General features: G+C 75.1%; 21 protein-coding genes. 16 read left to right on the top strand and 5 right to left on the bottom strand.

Annotated features, from left to right (window positions below):
• Nucleotides 1-35 precede the first annotated feature (35 nt).
• The 7 genes from ACIO9K_RS03865 (at nt 36) to ACIO9K_RS03835 (ending at nt 9,838) form a co-directional block, all read left to right on the top strand.
• The gene (locus ACIO9K_RS03865; protein ID WP_400326839.1) at nt 36-2,393 is read left to right on the top strand and encodes a hypothetical protein; all 2,358 of its coding nucleotides are present in this window, start codon (nt 36-38) and stop codon (nt 2,391-2,393) included.
• Between the two features lie 177 nt (nt 2,394-2,570).
• Nucleotides 2,571-3,224 carry a VTT domain-containing protein gene (locus ACIO9K_RS03860; RefSeq protein ID WP_363617692.1) on the top strand — a complete coding sequence of 218 codons (654 nt, stop codon included), beginning with the start codon at nt 2,571-2,573 and terminating at the stop codon, nt 3,222-3,224.
• A 209-nt stretch (nt 3,225-3,433) separates the two neighbouring features.
• On the top strand, nt 3,434-5,209 hold the full coding sequence (locus ACIO9K_RS03855; RefSeq protein ID WP_400326835.1) for a threonine/serine exporter ThrE family protein: 1,776 nt from the start codon (nt 3,434-3,436) through the stop codon (nt 5,207-5,209).
• A 78-nt stretch (nt 5,210-5,287) separates the two neighbouring features.
• Entirely contained in the window at nt 5,288-6,370 is a 1,083-nt protein-coding gene (locus ACIO9K_RS03850; protein WP_400326832.1) for a hypothetical protein, read from the top strand.
• A 238-nt stretch (nt 6,371-6,608) separates the two neighbouring features.
• Nucleotides 6,609-7,880 (top strand): C40 family peptidase, encoded by a 1,272-nt coding sequence (locus ACIO9K_RS03845; protein WP_400326829.1) that lies wholly within the window; start codon nt 6,609-6,611, stop codon nt 7,878-7,880.
• A 115-nt stretch (nt 7,881-7,995) separates the two neighbouring features.
• Nucleotides 7,996-8,517, top strand: coding sequence for a GNAT family N-acetyltransferase (locus tag ACIO9K_RS03840; RefSeq protein WP_400326826.1), 522 nt, complete (start codon nt 7,996-7,998; stop codon nt 8,515-8,517).
• Between the two features lie 40 nt (nt 8,518-8,557).
• The gene (locus ACIO9K_RS03835) at nt 8,558-9,838 is read left to right on the top strand and encodes a GNAT family N-acetyltransferase (protein WP_400326823.1); all 1,281 of its coding nucleotides are present in this window, start codon (nt 8,558-8,560) and stop codon (nt 9,836-9,838) included.
• Nucleotides 9,839-9,913: 75 nt separating this feature from the next.
• Here ACIO9K_RS03835 and ACIO9K_RS03830 read toward each other — a convergent pair whose 3' ends face one another.
• Entirely contained in the window at nt 9,914-10,690 is a 777-nt protein-coding gene (locus tag ACIO9K_RS03830) for a TetR family transcriptional regulator (RefSeq protein WP_363582390.1), read from the bottom strand.
• 194 nt (nt 10,691-10,884) lie between these two features.
• Between ACIO9K_RS03830 and ACIO9K_RS03825 the strand changes: the two genes are divergently transcribed.
• Nucleotides 10,885-11,457: a GNAT family N-acetyltransferase gene (locus ACIO9K_RS03825; RefSeq protein WP_400326819.1), complete on the top strand. Its 573-nt coding sequence runs from the start codon at nt 10,885-10,887 to the stop codon at nt 11,455-11,457.
• Here the strand turns inward: ACIO9K_RS03825 and ACIO9K_RS03820 are convergent.
• Both ACIO9K_RS03820 and ACIO9K_RS03815 read right to left on the bottom strand, forming a co-directional pair.
• Nucleotides 11,442-11,921, bottom strand: coding sequence for a macro domain-containing protein (locus tag ACIO9K_RS03820; protein ID WP_363617705.1), 480 nt, complete (start codon nt 11,919-11,921; stop codon nt 11,442-11,444). The two genes, ACIO9K_RS03825 and ACIO9K_RS03820, sit on opposite strands and share 16 nt — an antisense overlap.
• Before the next feature lie 10 nt (nt 11,922-11,931).
• Nucleotides 11,932-13,191, bottom strand: coding sequence for an MFS transporter (locus tag ACIO9K_RS03815; protein ID WP_363617707.1), 1,260 nt, complete (start codon nt 13,189-13,191; stop codon nt 11,932-11,934).
• Between the two features lie 112 nt (nt 13,192-13,303).
• On the opposite strand from ACIO9K_RS03815, the gene ACIO9K_RS03810 reads away from it, so the two are divergent.
• A complete protein-coding gene (locus ACIO9K_RS03810; RefSeq protein WP_363617709.1) occupies nt 13,304-14,266 on the top strand; it encodes a LysR family transcriptional regulator in 963 nt (320 codons plus the stop codon).
• 141 nt (nt 14,267-14,407) lie between these two features.
• Here the strand turns inward: ACIO9K_RS03810 and ACIO9K_RS03805 are convergent, their stop codons facing one another.
• Nucleotides 14,408-15,016, bottom strand: a complete 609-nt coding sequence (locus ACIO9K_RS03805; protein WP_363582380.1) for a YceI family protein — start codon at nt 15,014-15,016, stop codon at nt 14,408-14,410.
• A gap of 182 nt (nt 15,017-15,198) precedes the next feature.
• Here ACIO9K_RS03805 and ACIO9K_RS03800 point away from each other — a divergent pair, with 182 nt between their 5' ends.
• The 7 genes from ACIO9K_RS03800 to ACIO9K_RS03770 all read left to right on the top strand — a co-directional run bounded on the left by ACIO9K_RS03800 (nt 15,199) and on the right by ACIO9K_RS03770 (nt 22,406).
• Entirely contained in the window at nt 15,199-18,453 is a 3,255-nt protein-coding gene (locus tag ACIO9K_RS03800; protein WP_400326814.1) for an SNF2-related protein, read from the top strand.
• Nucleotides 18,450-18,731 (top strand): hypothetical protein, encoded by a 282-nt coding sequence (locus ACIO9K_RS03795; protein WP_400326811.1) that lies wholly within the window; start codon nt 18,450-18,452, stop codon nt 18,729-18,731. Before ACIO9K_RS03800 ends, ACIO9K_RS03795 begins: the two co-directional genes overlap by 4 nt.
• 97 nt (nt 18,732-18,828) lie before the next feature.
• Nucleotides 18,829-19,668 (top strand): RNA polymerase sigma-70 factor, encoded by an 840-nt coding sequence (locus ACIO9K_RS03790; RefSeq protein WP_400327498.1) that lies wholly within the window; start codon nt 18,829-18,831, stop codon nt 19,666-19,668.
• Between the two features lie 34 nt (nt 19,669-19,702).
• Entirely contained in the window at nt 19,703-20,818 is a 1,116-nt protein-coding gene (locus ACIO9K_RS03785) for a MerR family transcriptional regulator (protein WP_400326808.1), read from the top strand.
• A gap of 69 nt (nt 20,819-20,887) precedes the next feature.
• Entirely contained in the window at nt 20,888-21,352 is a 465-nt protein-coding gene (locus ACIO9K_RS03780; protein ID WP_400326805.1) for a helix-turn-helix domain-containing protein, read from the top strand.
• Between the two features lie 2 nt (nt 21,353-21,354).
• Nucleotides 21,355-21,933: a hypothetical protein gene (locus ACIO9K_RS03775; RefSeq protein WP_400326802.1), complete on the top strand. Its 579-nt coding sequence runs from the start codon at nt 21,355-21,357 to the stop codon at nt 21,931-21,933.
• Between the two features lie 122 nt (nt 21,934-22,055).
• On the top strand, nt 22,056-22,406 hold the full coding sequence (locus tag ACIO9K_RS03770; RefSeq protein ID WP_063348783.1) for a DUF2516 family protein: 351 nt from the start codon (nt 22,056-22,058) through the stop codon (nt 22,404-22,406).
• A gap of 89 nt (nt 22,407-22,495) precedes the next feature.
• Here ACIO9K_RS03770 and ACIO9K_RS03765 read toward each other — a convergent pair whose 3' ends face one another.
• Nucleotides 22,496-23,992, bottom strand: coding sequence for a SpoIIE family protein phosphatase (locus ACIO9K_RS03765; RefSeq protein ID WP_363582366.1), 1,497 nt, complete (start codon nt 23,990-23,992; stop codon nt 22,496-22,498).
• Nucleotides 23,993-24,048 lie beyond the last annotated feature (56 nt).

Raw genomic sequence — 24,048 nt, 5'->3', positions numbered from 1 at the left:
AGACATCACATCAGCACCACGCAGGGGGACACCACATGAGTACCGACATCTGGGCCTGGGTCCACGACGCCCACCGCCAGCTGGCCGAGGCCGGCCACCGGCGGCTGGCCGAGGCCATCTACGAGCTGCCCGGCCACGCCAACGAGGGCCGCAACGACCAGGTGGACGCCGTCTACCCGGAGGCGCTGGCCGCCTCCCGGGCGCTCGGCCTGCCCTGGGTCGAGGTCTACCTGCGGCACTGGCGGATGCAGAACCTGCTGAACAAGCGCCACCAGGGCGAGCAGGCCCTGCCCGAGGCGGTCGACCTGCTGGAGTTCGCCCACCGCGAGGAGACGGCGGGCTGCCCGCAGTCCGTCTGCGTGGTGCAGGACTTCGCGATCTGCCACGCCCGGGTCGACGGCCCCGGCTACGTGCCGGAGCGGCTGGCGGTGCTCGGCGAGACGCTGGAGCGGATCGAGCCCGGCCGCGCCTGCTTCGACTGCCTCTCCCGCGAGTACTCCGACGCGCTGGAGGACGACGGCCGCCACACCGAGGCGCTCGCCCACCTGGACACCGCCGCCACCCGGATCCAGGCGGCCGGCGAGCGGCTCTCGCTGCACTTCCACCACGCCCGGGCCGGCACCCTGCACCGGCTCGGCCGGCACCAGGAGGTGCTCGCGCTGCTCGACACCGCCGAGCAGGCCGAGCGCTCCCGCGGCCACGAGATCGACGAGAGCGACCGGCTCTGGGGCGGCCTGCTGCGGGCCCGCGCGCTGGCCTCGCTCGGCCGGACGGAGGAGGCGCTGGCGCTGCTGCCCGACCGGGAGGCCGCCGAGCGCCACGCCGACCTGCGGGACGGCTGGACGCACACGGTCGAGCTGCTGGTCGCGGCCGGCGCCTGGGAGAACGACGCCGAGCTGGGCGCCGCCGTGGCCGGCTGGGTCGGCTACCTGGACGGCACCGGCTCGCACCGCCCGTGCGTGGACCTGCTGCTGGCGGCGGGTCGGCTCGCCCTCGCCCGCGGCGCCCGGACGGTGGCGCTGACCCTCGCCGCGACCGGGGAGCGCAAGCTCGCCCAGCTGCGCCGCACCGACGGCGTGGCCGCGGAGGTCGCCGCGCTGCGGGCGGCCGCCGAGGCGCTGCCGGAGCCCGAGCTGCCCGTCCCGCCCGGCGAGCTGGCGGCGCACCTGGCCGAGGTCGGTGTGCCCTACGAGACCGGCGCCGACCTGCTCTCCGTCGCCCTGGACCAGTACCGGGGCGAGCCGGCCGGCGCCACCGAACTGGCCGTCAACCTGGCCGCGGTGCTCGGCGGCCTCGGCCACGCCCGGGCCGCCGGCGACCTGCTCTGGCACTGGCTCGACACCGCCCCGACCGACGAGGTGCTGATCGGCATGCTCGGCTCCGCCCTGATCGACGCGGGGGACGGCGAGGGCGTCCGCCGCCTCGCCGACCGGCTGGCCGACGACAGCCCGGAGGACGGGCACTGGATACGCGCCCGCTGGGCCGCCGCCGAGGGCCGCTGGGCCGAGGTGCTGGAGCAGTGCGAGGCGATCCTGGCCCTGGACGCCGGCCGGATCAACACCCGCCGGCTGGCCGCCGGCGCCGCCACCGAGCTGGGCGACCACGCCACCGCGCAGCGGCTGTACCAGGAGCTCCTGGAGCACGCGCTGCCCGCCGGGGCCGCCCCGGAGGAGGAGCGCCACCGCACCGTCCAGGAGTCCGACCTCTGGCACCTGATCACGGCGGCCACCGCCAACCGGGACTGGGCCGCGGTCCGTTCCGCGGGCGCGCTGCTCGGCATCGAGTTCGACGAGCCCGAGGGGCCGGTGGACGAGGAGTGGCAGCTGGTCACCGTCCGGGCCACCCGCACCAACGGCGCCACCGCCGACCTGCCCGCCGTCCGCACCGGTCCGGCCACCGCCCGGATCCTGCCGGTGCTCGGCGAAGACCTGACGCTCAACCACGGCGACGTGGTGGTCTTCGCCCCGGCGCTGCTGGAGCCGCCGCCGGCCGAGGACGCCCCCGAGGAGGAGCGGCGCGGCTGGCGTCCGGTGTTCGAGCTGCTCACCCTGCTCGACCCGGCGGGGTACACCACGTACTGGATCGACGGCGGCTGGCCAGGCGACGAGCCGTGGGCGGCGCTGCGCGAGAGCCTCCAGCAGGCCGGCTACGCGGTCTGGGCGTACAGCGGGGAGCAGTACCGCATCACCGACCCGGCCGACGAGGACGGCACGCTGCCCGGCGTGTACGCCGCCCTCGGGGTGCCGCCGACGGCCTCCGCCGCCGAGGCCGACGCGCTGCTGCACCGGCTCACCGGAGACTGGGCGCACCCGCTCGCCTGGCTCGACCTGGCCAAGGCGGCGGGCGCGGACGCCGCCCGGCACGAGGAGGTCGTCGAGCGCTACGGCCTCTGACCCGGTCCGGCTCCGGTCGCCGGCCCCGGTCTGGTCCGGCTCCGGCCCGGTCCGGGCACGCGCGCCACGGGGGCGGGGCGCGCGTGCCCGGGCCGGGAACCATCCCGGGATCTGTCGAGTCTTGGTAAATGCTTTACCATTTCATTGCCAAGACTCGACCCCCAGGAGTGTCCGCCCGTGACCAGCCTCGCCCTCGGCCCGTCCTGGCTCGATCCGACCAACCTGATCTCCGCCTTCGGCCTGATCGGCATCCTGGCCATCGTCTTCGCCGAGTCCGGCCTGCTGATCGGCTTCTTCCTGCCGGGGGACTCGCTGCTGTTCACCACCGGCCTGCTGGTGGCCGGCGGCACCTACCTGCACCAGCCGCTCTGGCTGGTCTGCGCGCTGATCGTGGCCGCCGCGGTGGCGGGGGACCAGGTCGGCTACCTGTTCGGCCGCAAGGTCGGGCCGAGCCTGTTCCGCCGCGCCGACTCCCGGCTCTTCAAGCAGGAGAACGTGGAGAAGGCCGCCGCCTTCTTCGACCGGCACGGTCCCAAGGCGATCGTGCTGGCCCGCTTCGTCCCGATCGTGCGCACCTTCACCCCGATCGTCGCCGGGGTGAGCAGGATGAACTACCGCACCTTCGTGGTCTTCAACCTCGTCGGCGGCGTGCTGTGGGGCGCCGGCGTCACCGTGCTCGGCTACTTCCTGGGCCGGATCCCGTTCGTCCGGGAGAACATCGAGGCGATCCTGGTCGGCATCGTGCTGGTCTCGGTGGTCCCGGTGGCGGTCGAACTGCTGCGGGCCCGCCGTTCCGGCGCGGCGTCCGCCGACCGCCACCGCGCCGGGTAGGCGTCCGCGGCCCCCGCCGGGGTACGCCACGTACATGTGCGTCCAGCAGTTCGATCAGGCAAGGTGTAACCCGAGATCGAACGGTGGCCGACGGCCACCAGGGGCGGCAAGGAGCGGAAGTGCCTAAGCGGGGCCGACCGGGCGCAGGCAAGCGGGCGAGGGGAGGCCGGGCGGTCCGTCAGACCCGGCGGACGCCGCCGGTACGGCCGGTGAACCCCGCCGAGGCGCCGCCCACCGAGGGCCTGCTGGGCCATCCGGCCCCGACCGTCGAGCCCGCCACCGTCGTCCCCTTCGTCCCGCCGATCACGGAGACCAGGGGCCTGCTGTCCCCGGAGCCGGAGCGGGAGCCGGCCCCCGAGTCCGGGGCGCCCGCCGGGTCCGGGCCGCACCCCGCGCTCGGACCGCACCCCGCGCCCGGGCAGGCGCCCGGCCCGGAGGACGCGCGCCCGGCCCGCCGCCGATCGGTCGCCGAGGACACCCTCACCCCCGAGGAGTGGCGGGCCGCCGGCTACACCCCGCCGATGGGCATCCCGGTCCCGGAGCTGACCGCCGGCGCCCCCGGCGAGGCGCCCTGGCCGGACCGGATGCGCACCCTGCTGCGCATGCCGATGTCCGAGCGCCCCGCCTTCGAGCGGACCGCCCGCGAGCTGCACCCCTCCGCGGGTGCGACCCGCAACGTCCCCCGCATCCTCGACCTGACGCTGCGCATCGGCGAGCTGCTGCTCGCCAGCGGCGAGGCCGCCGAGGACGTCGAGGCGGCGATGCTCGGCATCGCGCACGCCTACCGGCTGGACCGCTGCGAGCCGCAGGTGACCTTCACCCTGATCGGCATCTCGCACCAGCCCTCGCTGGTCGAGCCGCCGATCACCGCCGACCGGGTGGTGCGCCGCCGCACCTCCGACTACACCCGGCTGAACGCGGTCTACGAGCTGGTCGCGGACATCACCGCGGAGAAGGTCACGGTCAACGACGCCTACCGCCGGCTCGCCCTGATCCGCCGCAACCGGCACCCGTACCCGGGCTGGATGCTCGCGCTGACCACGGGTCTGCTGGCCGGCGCGGCCACCTTCCTGGTCGGCGGGCGGATCGACGACAAGGCCTGGCTGGTGTTCGCCAGCGCCTTCGTCGCGGCCGTCCTCGGCGACCGGCTGGCCTCCACGCTGGCCCGGCGCCGGCTGCCGGAGTTCTACCAGTTCGTGGCGGCCGCGATGCCGGCCGCCGCCTCCGGGATCATCCTGTCCTTCAATGACTGGGGCCTGCGCGGCTCGGTGGTGATCACCGGTGGCCTGTTCGCGCTGCTGCCCGGCCGGGCGCTGGTCGCCGCCGTCCAGGACGGCCTGACCGGCTTCTACATCACCGCCGCGGCCCGCCTGCTGGAGGTGATCTACCTGGTCGCGGGCATCGTGATCGGCGTGATGCTGATCCTCTACCTGGGGGTCGGCTTCGAGGCGAAGCTGCGGCCGGACGAGAGCCTGGCGGGCGTCACCTACCCGCCGGTCCAGATGATCGCCGCGATGCTGCTGACCCTGGCCTTCGCCACGCTGCTGCAGACCGACCGCCGCTCGCTCGCGCTGGTCACCCTGAACAGCGGCATCGGCTGGGCCAGCTACGGCGTGCTGGCGTACAACGCGGGCATCTCCCCGATCGTGGCGACGGGGGTGGCGGCCGGCCTGGTCGGCCTGTTCGGCCAGCTGATGGCGCGCTACCGCAACGGCTCCGCGCTGCCGTACGTGACCGCCGCGATCGGCCCGCTGATGCCCGGTTCGGCGCTCTACCTGGGGATGCTGTCCTTCGCCCAGGGCCACGCCAGCGCGGGCCTGGTGTCCGTCTCCCGGGCGGCGGCGATCGCGATGGCGCTGGCGATCGGGGTGAACCTCGGCGGTGAGATCGCCCGGATGTTCATGAAGCTGCCGGTCGGCGGCGAGCGCCCGTCGCTGTACCCGGTCGTGCCGCGCCGGGCGGCCAAACGCACCCGCGGGTTCTGACCGCGCGTTGGACCGGTGTTGGGCTCCGGGCCATGTCACGGCAGGCCGCACGCAGGACCAGGAACGAAGGTAAGACGCATGACCACACTGCTGGACGGCTACCGCGAGCACATCGTCGCCGCGCACAAACAGCCGTTGTTCCTGCTGCTGGTCGGCTTCATCACCTCCTTCGTGTGCATCCGGTTCAGCGTCCGGATGATCCGCGCCGAGGTGCGGTGGTGGTTCGGCAACGTCACCCCCGGCGGCCTGCACATCCATCACATGGTGTTCGGCCTGGGCTTCCTGCTGGTCGGCGGCGTCGGGGTGTTCGCCACGTACGGCGGGCACCCGTGGATCGACTGGTTCGGGCTGGTCTTCGGCATCGGGTGCGGCCTGGTGCTGGACGAGTTCGCGCTGATCCTGCACCTGGACGACGTGTACTGGAGCGAGCAGGGCCGCAAGTCGGTGGACGCGGTGATCTTCGGGATCCTGTTCACCGCCCTCCTGCTGGTCGGGTACGTGCCGCTCGGCGTGGTGCCCAGCCAGGAGACCAGGTGGGGCCTGATCACGGTGATCTCGGTGAACGCCCTGGCCTCGGTGATCACCCTGATCAAGGGCAAGATGTGGACCGGCCTGCTCGGCATCATGGTCCCCGGCCTGTCCTGGATCGGGGCGATCCGGCTGGCCCGCCCGAGCAGCCCGTGGGCCCGCTGGCGGTACGCCACGCGCCCGCGCCGCCGGGCGCGTGCGCTCCGGCGCGAGCGCCTGCTGCACCGGCGTGCGGACCGGGCCCGTACCTGGCTTTTCGACCTGATCGCCGGCGCCCCCGACAAGGTGCCCGCGAACCACCCCGCCGCCCACCGGGTGGCCGAGCGGATGTCCGCCCGGGCCACCGCCCACCTCGACGCGCACGCCGCCCGGGCGCTGGCCCGGCGTCAGGCGCGGCTGGCGGACCGCCGCTCGGCGGCCGCTGCCGGGGCCGGGGCGGCGAACTCCCCGGCGCCGGGTGGGCCGTACGGCGCGGGCGGCCCCGGCGCGGGCCCGTCCCTCGGGGCGCAGCAGCGCCGTCGCGCGATCCGGGCGGGGCGCAATCGGACGTACGCGGTTCGTCCGACCGGGGTGGAGCACCGGCCCGGGCGACACCCCCACCTGCGGCCGCACACCCGCCGGATCCACCGGTAGTTCGCAGACCCTGTGCGCCCGGCTGAAGGTGACTTGTGGTCAGATCATCTGATGGTCACCCGCCCGGCGGAGTGCGTCCGAGGTGTGAAAAGCGCCGGAGTTGAGAACATGATCGGCGAGTGACCGTTCTGTCATGTGATGGGATGATTCGTCGGACCTGCTCCGCTCGGCCGCCCCGCCCGAGCGCTGCGGACCGTCCGCCGCCGTCCCCTCCGGACCCGTGAGAAGGGGATGTCTCGTGGCGCGCAGGCTCCTGCCGACCCTCCTGTTGTCCCTCACCGCCCTGCTCGGGCTGCTCCCCGCAGCCCAGGCGGCCCCGGCGGACCCCGAACCGGCCGCCGGCCCCGCCCGGACGGAGGACCCGTACCCGACCACCGGGGAGATCGACCGGGCCCGTGCCGAGGCCGACCGCACCGCCGCCTCCGTCACCGCCATCGAAGCCGGCCTCGCCGCCGCCCGGACCGAACTCGACCAGGCCGGCCGCAGCGCCGAACAGGCCGTCGAGGCCTACAACGGCGCCCAGCTCGCCCTCGTCCGGGCCCGCGCCGACGAGACCGCCGCCGCCCGGAGCGCCACCGCCGCCGAGGCCGACCGCACCGCGGCCGCCGAGGACGCCGCCCAGCTCGCCGCCGAAACGTACCGCCAGGGCGCGGGCGCCGCACTCTCCGCCCTCAACGCCCTGCTCGGCGCCCACGGCCCGCGCGAAGCCGGCGACCGCGCCGCCGTGATCGGCGTCGCCAGCGAGCGCACCCGGCAGATCCTCGACGCCGCCACCTCCACCGCCGCCGCCGCGACCCGCGCCTCCGCCGCCGCCCGAGCCGCCACCGAGACCGCCGAGAAGGCCGCCGCCGAGGTCGGCGCCGCCAAGGCCAGGGCCGAGGCCCGGCTCGCGGCCCAGCAGGAGGCGGTCGCCGCCGCCGACCGCCGCCGCGAACAACTGCTCACCGACCTGGCCGCCGCCCGGCACACCACCGTCGACCTGGAACGCCGGCGCAGCGAGGCCCTGGAGGCGATCGCCGCCCGCGAGGCCGAGGCCGCCGCCCGCGCCGCCGCCGAGAAGGCCGCCGCCGAAGCGGCCGCCGCGGCCGAGGCCGCCGCCAAGGCCACCCCGGCCGCACCTCCCGCCGCCGGCGGCCCGTGGTCCGCCGAGGGCGCCGCCGCCGCCATCGCCTTCGCCCGCTCCAAGATCGGCCTGCCCTACATCTGGGGCGGCGAGGGCCCGGCCGGCTACGACTGCTCCGGGCTCACCATGATGGCCTGGCGCGAGGGCGGCAAACAGCTCAACCACTTCGCCGCCGACCAGTACGCCCAGAGCACCCCGGTCAGCTACCGCCAGCTGCGCCCCGGCGACCTCGTGTTCTGGACGGACACCGGCCGCGCCGTCGACATCCACCACGTCGGCCTCTACATCGGCGACGACCAGATGATCGAGGCCCCCCGCGTCGGCATGCCGGTCAAACAGGCCAGCCTCTGGATCATGGGCACCCCCGACTTCTACGCCCGCCCGTAGCGCCCGGCCCGCTTCCGCGCCCGCCCGCAGGGCCCGATGTGCGCGCCCGGCTCGCGCCGGTGCTGTCGGCGGCGGGCGCTAGCGTGGCCGCGTCGATCACTCGGGAGGAGACGCGATGAGGCTGCGGGACGTCGAGGCGGGGGACGTCGGGGCGTACGTCCGGATGCGGTGCGACGCGGTGATGATGGCCGAGCTGGGCGGGCCGCTGCCGGAGGAGCGGGTGCGGGAGCGGCTGCGCAAGGACGTCGTGGAGGTCGCCGAGGACCGTTCGTGGATCAAGGTGATCGTCCCGGACGGCGCCGGGCCGGAGGTGGTGGCCGGCTCCGTCACGCTCTGGTCGCACGAGGAGGACGGCGCCGCCGTGGCCGAGATCGGCTGGATGGTGCTGCCCGAGTTCCAGGGGCGCGGCCTCGCCAAGGCGGCCGTCCGGGAACTGCTGGACGCGGCTTCCCGGGACGGCCGGTGGGGCCCGGTGCACGCCTTCCCGGCGACGGCCAACGGCCCGTCCAACGGGATCTGCCGGGCGCTCGGCTTCCGGCTGCTCGGCGAGCTGGACGTCGACTTCGCCGACCGAGTCCTGCACTGCAACCACTGGGTGGTGGTGCCGGGGGAGCACCACGCATCGGACACGGAATAAATGGGATGCCGCCCGAAAGCGGCGCCCGTACGGTGGCCCGATGGGCAACACAACCGATGACGGGGCCGTCGACATCGTGAACGGCCTCCAGATCCGCGCGATCGCCGAGAGCGAGGTGGCCGCGTGGGACCGGGCGCTCGCTCTGGGCTTCCTGCGCTCGCACGCGGAGAGCACGGCCGACTTCCGCCGCCTGCAGTGGGAGCCGGGCCGGATGCTGGCCGGCTTCGACGGCGACCGCTGCATCGCCACCTTCCGCAGCTTCGACGTCGAGCTGACCGTCCCGGGCGGGGCCACCGTCCGGGCCGACGCCGTCACCGCCGTGACGGTCAGCACCACCCACCGCCGCCGCGGCCTGCTCGGCACGTTGATGCGCCGCGACCTCGCGGCCGCCGTCGAGCGGGGTTCGGCGGTCGCCATCCTGATCGCCGCCGAGTACAACATCTACGGCCGCTACGGCTTCGGCCCGGCCACCCGCGGCCACGGCTGGAACATCGACCTGCACCGCACCCGCGGTCTGCGCGACGGCCTGCCCACCGTGCCCGGCGGGCGGATCGACTTCGTGACCATGGCGCAGGCCCGCGAGCTGGGCCCCGACCTGCACGAGCGCTGGCGGCGCACCCAGCCGGGCGCGATCGCCCGCGACGAGCTGTGGTGGAAGCGGAACACCGGCGAACTCAAGGTGCCGGGGAACGAGTTCAAGGAGCCGTTCGCGGCCGTCCACCGGGACGCCGACGGTACGGTCACCGGCCTGGTGGCCTACCGGGTCGACGACACCTGGGACGGCAGCTACCCGAACTGCACCCTGACCGTGGCCGACTTCCTCGCCCTCGACCGGGCGACCGCCGCCGAACTGTGGCGCTTCGTCCTCTCCGTCGACTGGGTGCGCAAGGTCGTCGCGGAGAACATCGGCCCGGACGACCCGCTGCCGCTGCTGCTCCAGGACCCGCGCGCCGCCACCCCGTACGTGGACAACGCCGACTTCACCTGGCTGCGGGTGCTGGACGTGGCGGCCGCGTTCGACGCCCGGACGTACGGCGCGCCCGGCCGGGTGGTCCTGGAGGTCGAGGACCGGCTCGGCTACGCCTCCGGCCGTTGGGCGATCGAGGTCGCCGCGGACGGCACCGGCCGCTGCACCCGGACCACGGACGACGCCGACCTCGCCCTGGACGCCTCCGAGCTGGCGTCGCTCTACCTGGGCGGCGAGACGGCGCCCCGGCTGCTCGCGGCCGGCCTGCTCACCGAACTGCGCCCCGGCGCGGCGGCCGCCGCCGACCTGCTGCTGCGCACGCCGCTGCAGCCCTGGAACCCGGACGGCTTCTGAGCGGCCGCCACGCCGAGGGCCGGATCGCACCGCTGCGGTCCGGCCCTCGACGCGTCCGAGCTGCCCTCGGGCGGGTTACTTGACGGCGGTTTTCCCGATGGTGGGCAGGATGAAGTCCTGAATGAGGCCCTTGGCATCGCGGACGATCGGGCGGAACACCCGATAACGCGAGAGGTTGATCACCCGGGCCGCCATGGGAGTGGACCGGCGGACGAATTCCCGCGTCCGCTCGGTGTCCTCGGTCCGGTCGAAGACCCAGTAGAGCACCACGACCATCAGGTGCAGCCAGAGCACGTCGGGCAGCAGCTCGCCCAGTTCGGCGTCCAGCTTGGGGGCCAGCTCCGATCCCTGCAACACGTCGCGGAACAGTTCCACGGCGGTCGCTCGCGCCGGGTGGGACTCGTTGGAGAACGGGCTCAGCGAGCTGGTGGGGTCGGCGGCCGTGCGGAAGAACTGCGCGGCGAACTCGTGGTACGGCGCGGCCGTGTCGAGCCAGGAGGTCAGCGCGATTTCCAGCCGTTCGGCAAAGTTCCGCGTATGGGCCATGCGGTTCCTGGCATCCGCCGCATGGTCGTACGTCATTCGGTCATAGAACCCTTGAATCAGGAATTCCTTCGCCGAGAAATAGTAGTAAGCATTGCCGACCGAGACGCCCGCCTCGGTGGCGATCGCGCGCATGGTGGTCTTCTCGTAGCCGCGCTCCTGGAAGAGCCGCATCGCGGTCTCCAGGATCAGTGCCCGGGTCTGCTCGCTCTTGTCGGTCTTCGGCTGCGCCCGGCCGCCGGGCATGGGCCCGCTGTCGGCCGCACCGCTCGTGCCGTCCGTTCGGTTCGTCGCTGCCAGGTCGTCCACGGGCACGAGCCTAACCGGAGACGAAGCTCCGACCCGTGTCGGTGGACGCGGCACCGGGCGTCCCCTCCGTGCTCGGTGCCACATCCACCACCCCCGCCATTTCGAACGCGTTCAAAATGATGTGAGCACTGTAGAGGTTTCGCTTGAACATGTTCAACTCCAATCTGTGGGAGGCTCGTCACATGATCAGTCCCGTGCAGACCACCATCCGGCGCGGCGGAGCGCAGGACGCCGCGGCCGTCGCCGACCTGCACGCCCGCAGCTGGAGCACCGCCTACCGCGGGATCGTCCCCGCGGCCGCACTCGGCGACGGGCTGCCCGTCCAGCGGAGCGAGCTGTGGGAGCTGCGGCTGACCGTCGACTACGGCGATCCGGCCGCCGAGCCCGAACTGCTGATCGCCGAACAGGCCGGGGAGACGGTCGGGTTCATCTACCTCGTCCCGCAGCCGGACGGCCGGGTACTGGTCGACAACCTGCACGTCCGCCCCGGGCGGACCGGCGGCGGCATCGGCCGCGCGCTGTTCGCCGCGGCCCGCGCCCACGTCGCCGAACGGCACCCCGGAGCCGAGCTGTACCTGGAGGTGCTGCGCGACAACATCCGCGCGATCGCCTTCTACGAGCGCGAGGGCGGCGTGCGGACGCGGGTGCAGGAGGGTGTGTTCCCGGGCGGGTACGTACTGCCCGAGTGCGTGTACAGCTGGCCCGCCGAGAGCCTCGCGGCGCAGGCGGTGTCAGCGCAGGCGGCGCCGGCTCAGCCGACGTCGTAGACCGTCACCGGCACCCCTCGCTCCACCAGCCGCGCGGACACCAGCGGCTCGACCCGCTCCCAGCGCCCGCCGGCCAGCCCGCAGCCGATCCGCGGCATGTGGACGGAGGCGCCGAGCTCCCGCGCGTGGTCGCCCAGCGCGGCCAGCGCGGTGTCGATCGCCTCGTACCGGACCGGCACCCCGGTGGAGCGCCCCGTCCGGATGCCGCGCTGGCCGACCAGGTTGGCCACCCAGACGTACGGCTCGACCTGCACCAGCTGTACGGCGCCGAGCCCGAAGTCGTTCCCCGCCCGCTCCCGGTGCCAGCGCCGGAACGCGGCCTCGGGCTCGGGCCAGCGTCCGGACAGCGCGAGCACGAAGCCCTTGCCCCAGCCGCCGAGGTCGTTGCAGACGTGCGCGATCACCTTCACGCCCTTGCCCTGCGGCGCGGTGGCATCGCCCCGGACATAGGTGATTTCCGCCATGCCCCGAAGGCTAGACCGAGGCACTGACAACCCGCTCGGCACCTTCCACCGGGGTGCGCCGTGACTGCCCCAGGTGCCGCCGCCCGGCCAGGGCGATCAGCAGGGCGAGCGCGGCGGCGCAGGCCGGCAGCGCGTAGCCGGTGCCGGGGGCGGCGTGCTCGGCGACCGCGCCGGCGAGCGCCGCGCCGCCCGAGATGCCGACCACGATGCCGGACACCGCGACCGCCATCCCCTCGTTGAACTGCCGCCCCGGCAGCAGCTCCTGGACCAGCGTCATCCCGGTCACCATGGTCGGCGCGGTGGCCGTGCCGGCCGCGAACAGCGCGACCCCGAGCAGGCCGAGCCCGGCCCCGCCCAGTCCGGCGGCGAGCGGCAGCAGCAGCACCCCGGCCATCGCCGCGGCCCCGGACAGGAAGCGCACCCCGGTCGCCCGACGCGGCGTCAGCAGCCCGAACAGCAGCCCGGCCAGGCAGGATCCGCCCGCGACCAGGGCCAGCAGCGCGCCCGCCGCCGCCTTGTGCCCGAGCGCGTCGGCGTACGCGACGGTGGTGATCTCGGTCGAGCCGAAGACGACGCCGGTGGCGAGGAAGGCGAGCAGCAGCACCCGCAGCCCGGGCACCCGCAGCGGCGAGCCGTGGCGGTCGCCCTCCGAGCGGGCGGGCAACGGTGGTTCGGTGCGCCGCTGGGCCGCGAACAGGAGGGCGCCGGTGGTGCCGAGCGCCCCGGCGGCGAGCAGTCCGGCCTCCGGGGCGACCGCCGTGCAGAGCGTCATGGCGAGGACGGGCCCGGCCATGAAGCAGAGTTCGTCCAGGGCCTGTTCGAGGGAGTTGGCCAGGTGCCGGGCGGCCGGGTCGGCCCGGTACAGGTGTGCCCAGCGGGCCCGGGCCATGCCGCCGAGGTTGGGCGCGGCCGCGCCGGCCGCCCAGCAGGCGTAGAGCGTCCAGTCGGGTGCGCCGAGCCGGAGGCAGAGCAGCAGGGCGGCGAGCGGGGCGGCGTTGTAGAGCGCGGCCGGTACGGTCACCCGCGCCTGCCCGTACCGGTCCACCAGCCGACCGAGCAGCGGCATCCCGAGCGCGCCGGTGATCAGCCCGGCCGCCGAGACGGTGCCGGCCAGCGCGTAGGAGCCGCGCCGTTCGGCGAGCAGCACGACCAGCGAGACGCCGTTCATCGACAGCGCGAGCCGGCCGAGCAGCCCGGCGAGGGTGAAGGCGGCCGCGCCGGGGGCCGCGAACAGCCGCCGGTAGGAGGTGAGGAGGGCGCGCGAGGGCATCGGGCTCCTGGGGAGAGTGAGGGGGGTGCCCATCAGCCTCCCGCCGGTGCCCGGCGGCGGTCCAACACCTGTTCCGTCGCATTCACAGCAGGTTGTTGTTAATCTGCCGCCCATGCCCCGTGACCTGCACCCCCGACTGCTCCGCGGCTTCGTCGCGACCGCCGAGAGCCTGCACTTCGGCCGGGCCGCCGGGCGGCTGCACGTCGCCCAGCAGGCGCTCAGCCGGGACGTCCGGACCTTGGAAGGGCTGCTCGGCGACGCGCTGTTCACCCGCACCACCCGCAGCGTCGAACTCACCCCGGCCGGGCAGCGGTTGCTGCCCCGGGCGCGCCGGCTCCTCGCCCTGCACGACGAGATCCTGGCGGGCGCGGCGGCCCGGCCGCTGCTGCTGGACCTCAACAGCGACGTCACCGGCCCGGACCTCACCGCCGACCGGGTGCTCGAACGCGCCCGCGCCGCCTGGCCGGAGGGCGAACTGCTGGCCCGCTTCCACGGCGGCCTCGCCGCGGCCGCCGCCGAACTGCTGGCCCACCGGCTGGACGTGTCCTTCGGCCGGTTCGCCGGACTGCCCGCCCCGCTGCGCGACCAACTCGCCCAGCGGCCGGTCCGGTTGGAGCGGATCTCGGTGATGATGGCGGACACCCACCCGCTGGCCGGCCGCCCGGTGCTGCGGGTCGCCGAGCTGACCGGGAACCCCGTCGACGTCTGCGCCGGCAACCCGGCCACCACCGAGTGGGCCGATCTCGGCGTCCGCCTGCTGCGCGAGCACGGCCTGACGCCGGCCGCGCCGTACGTGCCGCCGGTGGGCGTGGACGAGACGGCTCGCTACCTGGCCCGGCACGGCGATCCGATGCTGACCACCGTCGGCGGGCCGAGGATTCCGGGGGCGGTGAACGTGCCGCTGGTGGAGCCGGTGCCGCTGAGCCTGGTCAGCCTGGTGCACCGGCCCGGCGAGCGCCACCCGGGGCTGGCCGCACTGGGCGCCGCAGCTGCCGGGCTCGGTGCGGCCGAGGGCTGGCTGCGGCGGCCGGCGGGAAGCTGGCTGCCGGCGGCGGACGCGGCGCTGCTCGGGTGAGACCGGGCCGTCGGGACGGGCCGCCGGAAACCCTGGGACGCGACACCGCCCCTGCCGTCGGGGGTCGGCAGGGGCGGCGGGTGGGCGGACCGGGCCGCGCGGCGGGTCCGGTGGCCCGGGTGGCGGTCGTGGACGGCCGGGTCAGGCCGCCTTGACGGCGGAGATGTCGAAGCTGAGCTTGACCTTCTCGCTGATCAGCACGCCGCCGGTCTCCAGGGCCGCGTTGTAGGTCAGGCCGAACTCGGTGCGGTCGAGGACGGCGCTGCCCTCGAAGCCGACCCGCTCGGCGCCGTAGGCGTCGGTGGCGCTGCCGGTGTACTCCAGGTCCAGGACCACCGGACGGGTGGTGTCCTTGATGGTCAGCTCGCCGCTCATCCGGTACGTGTCGCCGCGCAGCCGCTCGGCCGAGGTGCTGCGGAAGCGGATCTCCGGGTAGGTGTCGGCGGCGAAGAAGTCGCCGGTGCGCAGGTGCTCGTCGCGCTGGGCCTGGTTGGTGTCGATGCTGGCGACCTTGATCACCAGGTCGGCGGAGGAGTTGCCCGGGGTGCTGCCGTCCAGGTGCAGCTTGCCGTCGTACTCGGTGAAGCGGCCCTTGACGTTCGTCACCATGGCGTGGCGCACCGAGAAGGCGACCTCGCTGTGCGTGGTGTCGATGGTCCAGTCGCCGGTCAGGTGGGCGAGGTCCGGGCCGGTCGGGGTCTCGGCGACGGCGGTGGGGGTGGCGGTCTTGGTGCGGTTGAACAGGCCCATGGCTCCTCCTCGGGTCCGAAGCCATTTGTTTAGGCTTCAACTTGTTGGGTTCAGCGTAAGCCGCTTTCGTTCAAATTTCAACCACAGCCCTCGGCGTTTCGCGAAAGACTTGGCGGAGCGGCGCTGTCGGACCGCCCGGTTAGGCTGCAAAGGACGGTTCCGCCGACCGGAAGGCCTCCCGCATGTTCGTCCTGCACGCGCTCTGGCGGGCGGGCGGACGGCTGGCCCTGTGGGCCGAGGACGCCCGCGCCCATCCGGGCGCCGCCGAGCCCCGCCCCGGCCGGGCGGCCCCGCGCGCCCACCCCTACGCCTGCCCGGCCGGCGAACTCGCCGCCGTCCTCGGCGGCATCGGGCCCGGCCTCGGCTGGCTCGCCGGCCAGGCCCCCGAACGCTGGGCCACCCTGCTGCTGCCCACCACCGGTGCCCTGCCCGCGCCCTCGCCGGACCTGCCGGTCACCCCGGTCCGGGGCGCGGCGGTCCTGGCGCCCTGGCGCGTCCCCGCGCTGCTCTTCGACACCGGCGCGGCCGCCCAACTGCTCGGCGAGGTCTTCGACCCGCACTGGGCCGTCACCAGCACCGATCTGCCCGGCACCGGGCGCGTCGAGGTCGTCCAGGGCCCCTCGCTGCGCTGGTTGACCGGCGTGCACGACCTCGCCTGGCGAACGGTCGGCCGGGGCCGGGTGCTGCCGCTGCCCGTCCTGGCGGACGGCCGCCCGCAGGCCCGTTGGCGGCCCGATCCCACTCCGGCGGGCCGCCGGGAGGCCGCCGCACTGGCGGACGGCTGCCCGCCCGTCCTGCTGGGGGAGTGGCCGGCCGGCGGCGCCGGCACCGGCGAGGCCCTGCTGGACGCCGCGCTGGGCGCGCTGGTGGACGCCGAGGCCCGGGCCGCCCTGGCCGGCACGCCCCCGTTGGGCCCGGGCGGTGCCCGGACCGGCGACGCCCGAACCGGTGGCGTTCCGGCCGACGCCACGACGGCCGCCGCGGTGGGAGCCGACGCCACGACGGCCGCCGCGGTGGGGGCCGCGATGGGGGCCGCCGCGGTGGGGGCCGCCGCCGAACGCTGGCTGCACGCCCTGACCGCCCCGGACGGCGGCCTCACGAACGTCCAGTCCGAGGGCTTCGCCGAACTGCGCCGCCGGCTCGCCGCCTGGTACGCCGCCGCCGAGCCCACCGCGCCCGCGCTCCGGCTCTGCTTCCGCCTGCTGGAGCCGCTCGGTCCCGACCCGGACGACCCCGAGGGCCGGCCCTCCGACGACGCCTGGCAACTGGAGTTCCTGCTCCAGGCCGTCGACGAGCCCTCCCTGCTGGTCCGCGCCGCCGACCTGCACGAAGGCGGCGCCGCCCACGCCGCGCTGGCCCGCAAGGCGCCGGACCCGGCCGACGTCCTGGTCACCGAGCTCGCCCGCGCCGCCCACCGCTGGCCGGCCCTGGACGGCCTGCGGCACCGCTCCCGCCCGGCCGCCCTGCCGCTCGACCGGGCCGGCGCGCTGGACTTCCTGCGCACCGCCGCGCCCGCCCTCGCCGAGGGCGGCTTCGGCGTGCTGCTGCCCGCCTGGTGGCGCCGCCGGCCCAGGCTCGGGCTCGCCCTGCGGGCCACCACCCCGCCCGCGCCGGGCTCGCTCGCCGTCGCCTCCCAGATGGACCGGGACGCCGTGGTCGCCTTCCGCTGGCAGGCCGCGCTCGGCCCGGAGGGGGCGCCGCTGACCGAGCAGGAACTGGCCGAACTCGCTGCCGCCAAGCAGGGGTTGGTCCGGGTCCGCGGCACCTGGCTGGAGGCCGACCCGGAGCAGATCGCCGCCGCGCTCGCCTTCCTCGCCGACCGGCGCGACGGCGTGCTGGCCACCGCCGACCTGCTGCGGCTGGCCCTCGATCCGGAGGCGACCGTCGCCGGGCTGCCCGTCACCGCCGTCCGCGCGGACGGCCCGCTCGGCGACCTGCTGGCCGGGCGTGCCGCCCCGGCCCCCGCCCCCGTGCTGCCGCCCGACTTCCGGGCCACCCTGCGCCCCTACCAGGAGCGCGGCCTGGCCTGGCTGCGCGCGATGGCCGGGCTCGGCCTCGGGGCCGTGCTGGCCGACGACATGGGCCTCGGCAAGACCGTCCAGACCCTCGCCCTGCTGGCCACCGAGCAGGCCGAGGGGGCGGCCGGCCCCACCCTGCTGGTCTGCCCGATGTCCCTGGTCGGCAACTGGCAGCGCGAGGCCGAGCGCTTCGCCCCCGCGCTGCGGCGCCACGTCCACCACGGCTCCGGCCGCCTCGGCGCCGACCGACTCGCCGAAGCCGTACGGGGTTCGGACCTCGTCATCACCACCTACGGGCTGGTCCAGCGCGACCTCGCCGCGCTGCGGGCGATCCGCTGGCGCCGGGTGGTCGCCGACGAGGCGCAGTACGTCAAGAACGCCGGCACCGCCCAGTCCCGGGCCGTCCGCGCGCTGCCCGTCACCCGCCACCGGATCGCCCTGACCGGCACCCCGGTGGAGAACCGGCTCGCCGAACTGCACGCCGTCCTGGACTTCGCCAATCCCGGGCTGCTCGGCCCGGCCGAGCGCTTCAAGGAGCGCTACGCGATCCCGGTCGAACTGCACCGCAGCCCCGAGCGCACCGCCGAACTCCAGCGCCGTACCGCCCCGTTCGTGCTGCGCCGGCTCAAGTCCGACCCGGCGGTGGCCGCCGAGCTGCCGGCCAAGCAGGAGATGACCGTCTGGTGCAGCCTCACCGCCGAGCAGGCGGGCCTCTACCAGGCCGTGGTGGCCGACCTGCTGCAGCGGGTCGAGGGGATCCGGGGCGTGGAGCGGCGCGGCACCGTGCTGGCCGCGATCGGCAAGCTCAAGCAGGTGTGCAACCACCCGGCCCAACTGCTGCACGACGGCTCGGCGTTGGGCGATCGCTCGGGAAAGGTGGCCCGGCTGGCGGAACTGCTGGAGGAGGCGCTGGCCGAGGGCGACCGGACGCTGGTCTTCACCCAGTACGCCGAGTTCGGCACGATGCTCCGCCCCTACCTGGCCCGCCGGCTCGGGGAGGAGGTGCTCTACCTGCACGGCGGCGTCCCCCGGGCCCGCCGCGAGGAGATGGTCGAGCGCTTCCAGTCCCCGGACGGGCCAAGGGTGTTCCTGCTCTCGCTGCGGGCCGGCGGCACCGGCCTCAACCTGACCGCCGCCAACCAGGTGATCCACCTGGACCGCTGGTGGAACCCGGCGGTCGAGGAGCAGGCCACGGACCGCGCGTTCCGGATCGGCCAGCGCCGGGACGTCCAGGTCCGCAGACTGGTCTGCGTCGGCACCGTCGAGGAGCGGATCGACGAACTCCTCGCCGCCAAGCGCTCGCTGGCCGCAGCGGTGGTGGGGGAGGGGGAGCGCTGGCTCACCGACCTGCCGGTCGAGGCGCTGCGTGAACTGGTCGCGCTCACCCGTGAGGACGCCGTCGCCGAGGAGGACGCATGACACCCGACCACCCCGCCCCCGTCCCACCGGGTAACACCCCCGCCGGGAACGCCCAACCCGTGGACGCCCAACCCGGGAACACCCCCGCCGTGAACGCCGCCGCCGTGAACGTCGCCGCCTACTGGGGCGGCGGCTTCACCCTGCGCCCGGCCCCGCCCGGGCCCGAGGAGGAGCCCGACGAGCCCTCGCTGCGCCGTCTCGGCCGCTCCGGCGTCACCGTGCGCGGCCGCGACCTCGCCACCCTGCTCGCCCCCGCGTACGAGGCGTTCCGCGGCTGACGAGGCCTCGGCTCGCCGCGGCCCGTGCGGTAGCGTCGGAGCGGTGACGGACACCCTCACCGATCCCGCCCTCGACGACTTCGAGCGGCACCGCCGGATGATCTTCGGTATCGCCTACCGGATGCTCGGCAGCGTCGCCGACGCCGAGGACCTGGTCCAGGACACCTGGCTGCGCTGGAGCGGGGTCACCGGCCCGGTCGCCAACCCGGGCGGCTACCTGGCCCGGACGGTCACCAACCTCGCGCTCAACCGGCTCGACTCGGCCGCCGTCCGCCGCGAGGCCTACGTCGGCCCCTGGCTGCCCGAGCCGCTGGTCGCCGAACCGGACGCGACCGCCGACGTCGAGCGTGCCGAGACGGTCTCGTTCGCCCTGCTGGTGGTGCTGGAGAGCCTGTCCCCGCTGGAGCGGGCCGTCTTCGTCCTCAACGAGGCCTTCGGCTTCTCCTACCGGGAGATCGCCGAGGCGCTGGAGCGCACCGAGGCCGCCTGCCGGCAGGTCGGCAGCCGGGCCAAGGCGCACGTCAGGGCCCGCCGGCCGCGCTACGACGCCCCGCCGGAGCTGCGCCGCCGCGCCACCGACGAGTTCCTCGCGGCCTGCGTCGGCGGCGACCTCAACCGGATGCTGGACCTGCTCGCCCCCGACGTCACCTCCTGGACCGACGGCGGCGGCGTGGTCCGTGCCGCGCTGCGCCCGGTCACCGGCGCCGGCAACGTCGCCCGCTTCCTGCTCGGGGTGCTCGGCCAGCTGGGCGAGGGCGTCGAGCTCCGGCCGGTCCTGGTCAACGGCCAGCCCGGGCTGCTGGTCACCCAGGACGGCGCGATCGACGCCGTCTCGGTGTTCGACTTCGCCGAGGGGCCCGACGGTCGGCCCCGGATCGCCGAGCTGCGCATCGTCCGCAACCCGTCGAAGCTCGCCCACCTCGCCCGCCGGGCTTGACCCTCGACCTGGTCGAGCCCGCAGAGTCACCGGCATGGAGAGCGAGCTGCACAGCATCGGCGAGCTGGCCCGCGCCAGCGGCCTGGGCGTCGGCACCCTGCGCTACTACGACGGCGCCGAGGTGCTCACCCCCGCCTGGGTCGACCCGCAGACGGGCTACCGCTGGTACCGGCCCGGGCAACTCGCCGACGCCCGCCTGCTGGCCCGGCTGCGCCGGGTCGGCCTGCCGCTGGCCGGCATCCGCGCCGTGCTCGGCGCGGCGCCCTGCTCGGGCGCGGCCGCGCGGGTGCTCGACGCGCACCTGCGCCGGCTGGAGGACGGCCTCGCCGACGCCCGCCGCGAGCTCTCCCTGATCCGCGTGATGATCGACCAGAGGGAGCAACCGATGAGCACCACCCCCGCCGAAGTCCGCTTCACCGTCCCCGCCGAGGAACTGGCCGCCGCACTGGACGCGGTCCGCTTCGCCGTCGGCGGCGACCCCGGAACCCCGGCGCTCGCCGGGGTGCTGTTCGAACCGGACGGCCCGGTGCTGCGCCTGGTCGCCACCGACCGCTACCGGATGGCGCTCGCCGAGGTGCCCGCCACCACGGCGCCCGCCCGGCCGGACGGCGGCACGATCGTCCCCACGGCCCTGGTCGACGCCCTGCGCGCGCTGCTCGGCGCGGGCGCGGGCGCGGCCGAGGTCGCGGTGACCCTCGGCGGCGGCCTGGTCCGGGCCGAGACCGGCGGCCACCGGATCGAGGGCGCCGCCCTGGACTTCGACTACCCCGACCACCGGGTGCTGACCCGGCTCGAACCGGAGCACCGGATCGACCTGTCCGCCGCCGAACTGCGCGGCGCCGTCGAGACCGGCGCCACCCGCACCCTGCCCTCCGGCCCGAACGGCGCGGACTGCGCGGTCACCGTCCTCACCCTCACGGCGGACGGCCGCCTGGCGGTGGCCGGTGCCGAGCCCGGCCCCGAATCCGCGTCCGGAGACCTGAGGGTGGCGGTCAACCGCGACTTCCTGCTGGACGCCCTGCGGGTCGGCCGGCCCGAGCAACTCGTGCTCGAACTCGGCGGCCCGATCGCCCCCTTGGCGATCCGCACGCCGGGCCGGGAGGGCACCTTCTCGCTCCTGATGCCGGTCCGCGTCCCCGACCTCGGCTGAGCCCGCCCACCGTTTGCTGTTGTTAGCATCCTGCTTGCATCTGCAAGCAGGATGTTGCAGTCTGCTGGCATGGCCTCACTGAACGTCGGCTCGCTGGGCGAGTACATCCGCGAGCAGCGCCGGAACGCGCAGTACTCCCTGCGCCAGCTGGCGGAGGCCGCAGGCGTGTCGAACCCGTACCTCAGCCAGATCGAGCGCGGGTTGCGCAAGCCGAGCGCGGAGATCCTGCAGCAGATCGCGAAGGCGCTGCGGATCTCGGCGGAGACGCTGTACGTCCAGGCCGGGATCCTGGAGGAGCGGCGTGGTGAGGGCCTGGAGCTGCGGGCCTCGATCCTGGCCGATCCGCTGGTCAACGAGCAGCAGAAGCAGGCGTTGCTCGCGGTCTACGACGCCTTCCTGAAGGAGAACGCCGCCCAGCGGGGCGCGGTGGCCGAGCGGTCGCCCGCGGCCGGCACCGGCACCGGCGTTCCACCAGCCTCCGGCCCGACGACCGACGGCTCAGTCACCCAGAACATCCACCGGGAGGACCGGTAAGCATGCCGATCACCGACGAGATCAAGAAAACCCTGAGCGACCCGACCCCGCTGTACGCCATCGCCGGCGCCGGGGATCTCGCGTACGAGAAGCTGCGCGAGGTGCCGGGCCGGGTGGAGGCGCTCACCGCGGACCGCAAGGGCGCGCAGGAGAAGGCCACCGCCCGGTTCCAGGAGGCGCAGACGAAGCTGGCCGAGGCGCAGGCCAAGGTCACCGAGACCGTCACGACGCTCCCCGTCGACCTGCGGACCCTCCAGGAGCGGGCGCAGGGCTTCGCCCTCCAGCAGGTCGGCCGCGCGGTCGAGCTGGCGGTGAAGGCCAAGGAGACGTACGACGAGCTGGCCGAGCGCGGCAAGGTCGTGGTGGATCGGGCCCGCCCGGGCGCGCCCGCCGAGCCGGGGCAGCCGGCCGGGGAATCGGAGCTCGCCCGGGCGTCCGAGCCGGTCGAGGCCGAACTGGTCGAGGACGAGACCGACACCCCGACCGCCGACACCCCGACCGCCGACACCCCGGCCGCCGACGCCCGGCCCGCCCCGAAGAAGGCCGCCCGCGCCCGGAAGGCCACCGACCGCGCGGAGTGAGGGTAGGGCCGCCGGACGGGCACATCCGGTGACCGCAGGACGTTGACAGGAGAGCGGACGGTCGACCGTGCCAGGATGGGCGGTGGCCGGAGCGCCGGAGGCGAGAGACAGAGGAGAGCGTGATGGGCGGAGTGGCCCAGATTCTGGACTTGGCCTATCTGAACCCGATCTGGTGGCTGTCCGTCGCCATCCTGGGCTTCAAGCTGTTCGCCCTGGGCGACGCGGTCACCCGCCGTGAGGACGCCTACCGGGCGGCGGACAAGAAGACCAAGCCGTTCTGGCTGGCGATCCTGGCGATCGCCTTCGGCTGGGACCTGCTGTTCGGGGTGAACTTCTTCACCGGCATCGGGACGCTCGCCGGGCTGGTCGCGTCGATCGTCTACATGGTGGACGTGCGTCCGGCGATCCGGGAGCTGACCGGTGGTGGCGGCCGTGGCGGCCGCAGCAACACCGGTCCGTACGGCCCCTGGTAGGCCGAACGATCGGGCGACGACCAGGCAACGGCGAGGCCCGGGCGGGGAGTTCACCTGCCCGGGCCTCGCCGTACCCGGCTCCGGCCGGCTCAGCCGAGGATCAGCTGCACCGGGTTGCGTTCCAGCAGCAGCACCGCGACGTCGTCCGTCAGCGCGCCGCCGTTCAGCTCCTCGACCTCGGCGATGGCGCTGTCGACGAGCCGGCCCCGGGTGAGCCCGGCGGACTGGTGGTCGCCGATGAGGTCGGCCAGCCCGTCCTGGCCGAGGCGGCGGGAGCCGGCCCCGACCCGGCCCTCGATCAGCCCGTCGGTGTAGAGCAACAGCCGCCAGCCGGGCTGGAGTTCGAGCTGGTGGGCGGGCCACGCGGCCTGCCCGTCGTGGCACGGCAGCAGGCCGAGCGCCGGACCGGCGAGGTCGGCGGGCAGGGTGACCGGCTGGTGGTCGCGGCCGAGCAGCAGCGGCGCCGGGTGCCCGGCGAGGTAGAGCCGGGCAGGCTCGCCGGCGCCGAGCGAGTCGAGGCCGCCGCTGGCGCCGCCCGGCTCGATGACGAGCATGCAGAGCGTCGCGAAGATCTCGTCGCTGCGCCGCTCGTGTTCCAGCACGTGCTGGAGGGTGGTCAGCAGGGCCTCGCCGGTGAGGCCCGCGAAGACGAGGGTGCGCCACGCTATCCGGAGGGCGACGCCGAGCGCGGCCTCGTCCGGGCCGTGGCCGCAGACGTCGCCGATCACGACGTGGACGGTGCCGTCGTCGGTGCGGACGGCGTCGTAGAAGTCGCCGCCGAGCAGGGCGCGGCGGCGGCCCGGGCGGTAGCGCCGGGTGAAGGAGAGGCCCGCGCCGTCGAGCAGCGGGGTGGGCAGCAGGTGGCGTTGGAGCCGGGCGTTCTCCTGGCCGCGCAGTTCGGCCTCGACGAGGCGGCGCTGCGACTCGTCGGCGCGCTTGCGCTCGACGGCGTAGCGCAGGGCGCGGCCCAGCAGCGGGCCGTCCGTCGCGTGCTTGATCAGGAAGTCCTGGGCGCCCGCGGCGACGGCGGCCGCGCCCAGTTCGGCGCCGGCCGCGTCGGTGAGCACCACGACCGCGGTGTGCGGGGCGCGGCGGAGCAGTTCGTGCAGGCCTTCGAGGCCGTCGGAGTCGTCGGACGGGTGCGGCAGGTCGGCGGGGGCGGCGAGGTCGAGCAGCACGCAGCTGAACTCGCTGCCGCGGGAGCGCCCGCGCCGGGTGCCGGACGGGGACACGGCGAGCAGTTCGGTGGCCTGTTCCAGCCCGCGGGCCCAGTGGATCTCGATCGAGGTGCCGCTGTCGGCGACCGCCGCCTTGATCAGCTGGGCGTCGGAGGCGTCGTCCTCGATCACCAGCAGTTTGAGCGGAGCGGTGCTGCTGGCGGCCACCGCGGCGGGGGCGTCGGCGGGGGCCGAGGTGTGTCCGGTCTGGTGCCGGGGGTGCGGTATCGGGGGAGCGGCCGTCACCGGGCCGGCCGGCGTCGGGCCGGTCAGGGCCGGGCGGTTGCGGGCATGGTCAACGGGGGCGCCGGCCTGGGCGCCCGACAGGCTCGTGGCACCAGGTGCCCGCCCGTCTCCCGTTGCGGGCATCGGTGGTTCCTCCCTTTCCCCGAGTGCGTAACGGTCAACGCCCGTCCGCAGTGCCC

Source organism: Kitasatospora sp. NPDC087271 (assembly GCF_044744605.1).
GTDB lineage: Bacteria > Actinomycetota > Actinomycetes > Streptomycetales > Streptomycetaceae > Kitasatospora.
Note: the sequence above shows the minus strand (reverse complement) of the source record. Positions and strands in the feature narration are given on the sequence as shown.

Excerpts from the sequence above, each read along its gene's own strand:
- ACIO9K_RS03815 (WP_363617707.1), bottom strand. The coding sequence starts at position 13,191 with ATGCCCTCGCGCGCCCTCCTCACCTCCTACCGGCGGCTGTTCGCGGCC.
- ACIO9K_RS03775 (WP_400326802.1), top strand. The coding sequence starts at position 21,355 with ATGCCGATCACCGACGAGATCAAGAAAACCCTGAGCGACCCGACCCCG.
- ACIO9K_RS03795 (WP_400326811.1), top strand. The coding sequence starts at position 18,450 with ATGACACCCGACCACCCCGCCCCCGTCCCACCGGGTAACACCCCCGCC.
- ACIO9K_RS03790 (WP_400327498.1), top strand. The coding sequence starts at position 18,829 with ATGATCTTCGGTATCGCCTACCGGATGCTCGGCAGCGTCGCCGACGCC.
- ACIO9K_RS03840 (WP_400326826.1), top strand. The coding sequence starts at position 7,996 with ATGAGGCTGCGGGACGTCGAGGCGGGGGACGTCGGGGCGTACGTCCGG.
- ACIO9K_RS03810 (WP_363617709.1), top strand. The coding sequence starts at position 13,304 with ATGCCCCGTGACCTGCACCCCCGACTGCTCCGCGGCTTCGTCGCGACC.
- ACIO9K_RS03835 (WP_400326823.1), top strand. The coding sequence starts at position 8,558 with ATGGGCAACACAACCGATGACGGGGCCGTCGACATCGTGAACGGCCTC.
- ACIO9K_RS03820 (WP_363617705.1), bottom strand. The coding sequence starts at position 11,921 with ATGGCGGAAATCACCTATGTCCGGGGCGATGCCACCGCGCCGCAGGGC.
- ACIO9K_RS03800 (WP_400326814.1), top strand. The coding sequence starts at position 15,199 with ATGTTCGTCCTGCACGCGCTCTGGCGGGCGGGCGGACGGCTGGCCCTG.
- ACIO9K_RS03770 (WP_063348783.1), top strand. The coding sequence starts at position 22,056 with ATGGGCGGAGTGGCCCAGATTCTGGACTTGGCCTATCTGAACCCGATC.
- ACIO9K_RS03780 (WP_400326805.1), top strand. The coding sequence starts at position 20,888 with ATGGCCTCACTGAACGTCGGCTCGCTGGGCGAGTACATCCGCGAGCAG.
- ACIO9K_RS03765 (WP_363582366.1), bottom strand. The coding sequence starts at position 23,992 with ATGCCCGCAACGGGAGACGGGCGGGCACCTGGTGCCACGAGCCTGTCG.
- ACIO9K_RS03850 (WP_400326832.1), top strand. The coding sequence starts at position 5,288 with ATGACCACACTGCTGGACGGCTACCGCGAGCACATCGTCGCCGCGCAC.
- ACIO9K_RS03805 (WP_363582380.1), bottom strand. The coding sequence starts at position 15,016 with ATGGGCCTGTTCAACCGCACCAAGACCGCCACCCCCACCGCCGTCGCC.
- ACIO9K_RS03865 (WP_400326839.1), top strand. The coding sequence starts at position 36 with ATGAGTACCGACATCTGGGCCTGGGTCCACGACGCCCACCGCCAGCTG.
- ACIO9K_RS03785 (WP_400326808.1), top strand. The coding sequence starts at position 19,703 with ATGGAGAGCGAGCTGCACAGCATCGGCGAGCTGGCCCGCGCCAGCGGC.